Raw genomic sequence first — 2480 nt, forward strand, 5'->3', positions numbered from 1 at the left:
ATGAAAAAACAGGTAATATAAATAGATTAGAAAATGAAAAGTAACATAATGATTAATGAAAAAAGAGGACTCCTAAAAAGAGTGCTCTTTTTTATATCGTATATTTTTGAGGTTTAAGGTAATAATTCTTTAAATATGGAATTAAAATATCAAAGTCATGTAGTTGTTTACATTTATAGAGAGGTACATTGATATTAACTACACCAGAAGTTATTTTTATATTGTATTTATTTAAATATTCTATAGTTACTTTGTGATCTCTAATTTTTAAATCGGCCATTTCATTTCTTGTGTCACTATGTTTATATTTAATAAGTTTATTAATAAGATTTGGGACTTCATCCATAATATTTTCAATACTATAAGTTAATTCAGCAACTTCATAACCAAGTGCAGTTCTGTGATTGTATACATCTTCAATTGAGTAATTAAAATTAAAGTATTGGCAAATTCTATCATCCATATTTTGTTGATTTCCATTTATGGATTTTTCAATATGTTGCTGAGATGATTTTGAATTTCTGTGTGTATTAATAAATTGAATGATTAATCTAAGGAATAAAGGTTTTTTAAATTTGTTTTTCAGAAATAAGTCAATAATTAAAGGGATTAATATAAAACATATAGCTATTAATATAATAATAATGAATAAGTAATAAAAAGGCTTGGTTTCACCAGTTGCCGCTTCACTTACAAATTTATTAGACTGATTCATTATTAAGTATATACCTGCTATAAAAGAAAATAACTTAAGTATCACGATTAAAGCGCTCTTCATAAAACTCCTCCTAACTTCAAAAGATGAAATAATTGAATGTCCCCTCTATAATTCGAAGGCAATCTACATTATAATTGTAAAAGTTGTCTATTTGTCTAGTTAATTTGATATAAATATAACACTAGTATTATTTAAAGTAAATGTAGTTTGGGTTTTATAGTATTATTTATATCGTTTGTAGTTATTATTAATAAAAGATTATCAAATATTGAGTGTAAATTTTACATATGTTATAATATTAATATATATTAAAGAGTATTCAAAAAAGTAGGAAGGTGTTTCTTTGGAGGGTTTGGAAAAGGATATAGAACAATTATCTATAAAGTTAGAAGAAATAGTAGAAGAAGCTAAGATATATTCAATTTATGACTTCATACAAGAAGGAATTAAAATTACTACTATTCGCAGGTTTATACAAAAAGAGAAAGGTATATTCTCTATTTCAACTGATACAGTCAGAAATATTTGTTTAGTAATAGATGATAAAAATACTAAAAACAAGGCATATTTTTATGAAATAAATCATGTACTGAGTGAATTTGTTGAATCACATATCGATATACTGGATGACAAAACATTAACAGATATAGGTATTACAAAAGGAACTCTTGATAAGATGAGGCGGAATAAATTAGGAATGTCTTATAATCTTAATACATTAATTAAATATGCGAGAATTATAGACGATTGGAGGGGGAATCAACGTGAAGAACCCATTCAAGCGTAATAAAAATAAACATTCGAATGCTTCAGAGAAAAGCAAGAAACATAAAGACAAACATAAATTTAAAGTTATAGGCGGTATCTTAGGAGATAAAGATCCAAGAACAAGAAAAGCTCTTAGGTGGTTAATTTTTTGGTTAGTATGTATGGCTGGACTCATATTCGGCATTGTTGGATTTATACATGGTAAATCTAATATGAATTTTGAAATACAAAATAATACAACTCCTATTGGGACGAAAGAAGAATTCTCAAAAAGTAAAGCTAATGTGACAATCAAAGATGTTTGGACTGACAAAAACAGAGATTTATTAGTAGTGAAATTAGGATATGATGACGCATCTAGAAGGAAACTACCTATCGATGGCGAAAGTTATAACTTAACTTTACTTACCAATAATAATAAAAAACTAAATCTTAAGGGTTCATATGGAATTTTAGGAACAGAGGGCGATGGATACTTATTCTTAAAAGGAGATATCAAAAAACAAGCTTACCAAATTGTTATTTCAAACCAAGTACAACTTGCTACTGGTTCTGATGGTGGAGCTGCGCAGGCTGAAAACGAAAGAGAGTTAGATGAAGAGTCAATGGACAAAGCTTTATCCGAAGCCTCTTTTGAAGACTCAGATAGTAAAGGTCATATCTTAAGTAAATTTACCAATAAAAAGGGTGAGCCACGTTTTGATAATATCGATTTCAGAGTGAATGGTTATTCTGATTCTACTAAAGTATACAAAGGGTCATTCTTGAAAGAAGATGGAAGCATCGATTACGGAAAAGTAGTTGGTAAAACTTCTATTTCAGCGGCAATTGATAAAGCTGACAAAAAAGTTGAGAAGAGACAATCAGATGTTGAACTTTATGAAAGATCTGTTAAAAACTTTGAGTCTTCAGTTAAGAAAAATAAGAAGGATAAGGAAGCTAAAAAGAACTTAGAGAAGTCCAAGAAATCGCTTGAAGATGCAAAAGATAACTT

General features: G+C 28.0%; 3 protein-coding genes. 2 read left to right on the forward strand and 1 reads right to left on the reverse strand.

Features of this window, described 5'->3' with window-relative positions:
* Nucleotides 1–91 precede the first annotated feature (91 nt).
* On the reverse strand, nt 92–778 hold the full coding sequence (locus ACF91D_RS29805) for a hypothetical protein (protein WP_392438330.1): 687 nt from the start codon (nt 776–778) through the stop codon (nt 92–94).
* A gap of 283 nt (nt 779–1061) precedes the next feature.
* Between ACF91D_RS29805 and ACF91D_RS29810 the strand changes: the two genes are divergently transcribed.
* Nucleotides 1062–1505, forward strand: coding sequence for a hypothetical protein (locus tag ACF91D_RS29810; RefSeq protein WP_392438331.1), 444 nt, complete (start codon nt 1062–1064; stop codon nt 1503–1505).
* A partial coding sequence (locus ACF91D_RS29815) for a hypothetical protein (RefSeq protein WP_392438332.1) occupies nt 1483–2480 on the forward strand: 998 nt, incomplete at its 3' end. The genes ACF91D_RS29810 and ACF91D_RS29815, both read left to right, overlap by 23 nt.

Source organism: Staphylococcus sp. 231237_7MaSpsaltlick (assembly GCF_043107035.1).